The organism is Microcystis aeruginosa NIES-4325 (assembly GCF_008974145.1).
GTDB lineage: Bacteria > Cyanobacteriota > Cyanobacteriia > Cyanobacteriales > Microcystaceae > Microcystis > Microcystis aeruginosa_G.
Genome location: NZ_BJKP01000080.1, coordinates 1 through 2039 on the forward strand (window position 1 = coordinate 1; position 2039 = coordinate 2039).

2 protein-coding genes are annotated in these 2039 nt (G+C 47.1%); one reads left to right on the forward strand and one right to left on the reverse strand.

Annotated features, from left to right (window positions below):
- Window positions 1-459 precede the first annotated feature (459 nt).
- Window positions 460-1536: an AI-2E family transporter gene (locus tag MiAbW_RS18965; RefSeq protein ID WP_151697336.1), complete on the forward strand. Its 1077-nt coding sequence runs from the start codon at window positions 460-462 to the stop codon at window positions 1534-1536.
- Between the two features lie 26 nt (window positions 1537-1562).
- Here the strand turns inward: MiAbW_RS18965 and MiAbW_RS18970 are convergent, their stop codons facing one another.
- Window positions 1563-1736: a hypothetical protein gene (locus MiAbW_RS18970; protein WP_238707361.1), complete on the reverse strand. Its 174-nt coding sequence runs from the start codon at window positions 1734-1736 to the stop codon at window positions 1563-1565.
- Between the last annotated feature and the right edge of the window lie 303 nt (window positions 1737-2039).

Consider the following 2039-nt stretch of genomic DNA (forward strand, 5'->3'; position numbering starts at 1 on the left):
TCGCTTTTCTCCCTTTCTCAAAATTGCCACTGCAATACAGGGGGGCAACTATAGCTGTGGTCATCACTTCCCCATCGCTGATCTGTTGCTGTGAATCCTCTTGATGATTCATGGCTTTGAGAATGTCCTCACAAAGGCAATAAATCGCTATAATCTCGTCATTCATTTTTTTGGCTGCTACTCGTCTTTTATCTTTTGTAGCAGCTTTTTTTGCTTAATCCCATAGGTAGCAACTTAGGTTAGATTTAGTCTGGGGATGAGAAGATAGTTACTGGGATCAAGACTGACCACTGTAGCCAAATATAGCGTTTCTCACACCTATGTGGCACAGTTAAACCTTCGTTGATTAAGCTTTTAATCACCAGTAATGTACCTCTTGCAAACAGGAAACGCTATATATAACGAAAAACTGCCATAATTGCAGAAATGTCCTCGTCTAGCCAAAGGCGATCGCTATTGATGAACAATGACGCTAAAATTATCGATCTAGTCATCCGGCTGTTTTTTCTCGGCCTGTTGTTATTTGCTGGTTTTACCCTGCTGCGTCCCTTCGTAACCATGATCCTCTGGGGAGCCATTCTTGCGATCGCTTGGTATCCGCTCTTTCTCTGGTTAAAAAAGTTACTCGCTGGCCGGGCGAAACTGGCCGCAGTTCTCCTCACCCTACTTTGTCTAGGGATTATTATCGGTCCGGTGAGTGGTATTGCAGCGGTTCTGGCCGGTAATCTGCGAACGATGGCCGAATATATCGATACTGGTGCGGCGGTGATTCCCCCTCCTCCCGCCGATGTGGCCACCTGGCCGCTAATCGGCGAAAGGATTGCCAGTCTCTGGCAGCAGGCATCAGATAACACGGGTCAATTTTTTCAACGCTTCGAGCCACAATTAAAAGAACTGGGGAAAATCTCCCTTTCCCTAGCCACCAGTACCGGTCTGACGGTGCTGAAATTTATCGTCTCGATTCTGATTGCGGCGGCACTTACCCTCTCCTCTAAAAATCTGACTCGCCTGATGAACCGGTTAGCAGAAAAGATCGCCCCTGGTCGAGGAATTGCGCTCGCCAGTCTGACCGCCTCCACCGTCCGCAATGTTAGCCGCGGTATTATTGGCGTTGCCATTATCCAGAGTCTTTTGATCGGCATCGGTTTAGTGACGGTAGGAACGCCTGCAGCTGGTTTATTAACTTTCCTCACCCTACTTTTGGGCATTCTCCAAATTGGCCCTAGTTTAATTGTCTTGGGGGTGCTCATTCACGCTTGGGCAACACTCCCATATTCCACCGCCCTGTTATTTACTATCTGGATGATTCCCGCCACCTTGGTGGATAATTTCCTCAAACCCATCTTAATGGGGCGCGGCCTGCCCATTCCCATGGTGGTGATTCTGCTGGGGGTATTCGGGGGAGTGATCGCCTACGGGATTATCGGTTTGTTCGTCGGGCCAGTTCTGCTCGGTCTCTGCTACGAGTTAGTCAGGGCTTGGATTGGCGAGGATAGCCCCGAACCAGTGGCAAATAGTCATGATCAGTCAATCTAAATCTTTCCGGGTAACTTTGAGAGCAGCTAAGGAAAAGAGATTAATTTAGCCACAGTGTCCACGGTTTGCTGGCGACAGGTGCGACCATCGGCCAGGGTTCTTTCACCGTCCATATAACCCATAACTCCGTTATGATGGGTCGGTCCGAAGGAGATAATCTTGATAATGCCGAGACGACGGGCTTGATTCCAGTAGGACAACCAAGCGATCAGCCAGCGTTCGGGAAAAATCGTCCAGCCAATGGGTTCTACCGTATCCTGTTCACCGACTAAATGATATAGTTATAGTCATTTCAATTAAGATTGAGAATATCAATCCCAGATTTCATAAGGGTTTTGTCAGCCCAGACTGTATCAGACTTATCTGAAATGACTATATACCAATTCTCCAAAATCTGACTACAAATAGTGTAGAATATCATCTTAGTAGAGTTAAAGGAAAAATATGGCAGGAGTTTCTAAGATAGAAATCAGAGAAAGCGAAGCAGAACTCAAGGAACTGCT

Bases quoted from the DNA above. Each gene is read 5' to 3' on its own strand.
- MiAbW_RS18965 (WP_151697336.1), top strand. From the start codon at position 460: ATGAACAATGACGCTAAAATTATCGATCTAGTCATCCGGCTGTTTTTT.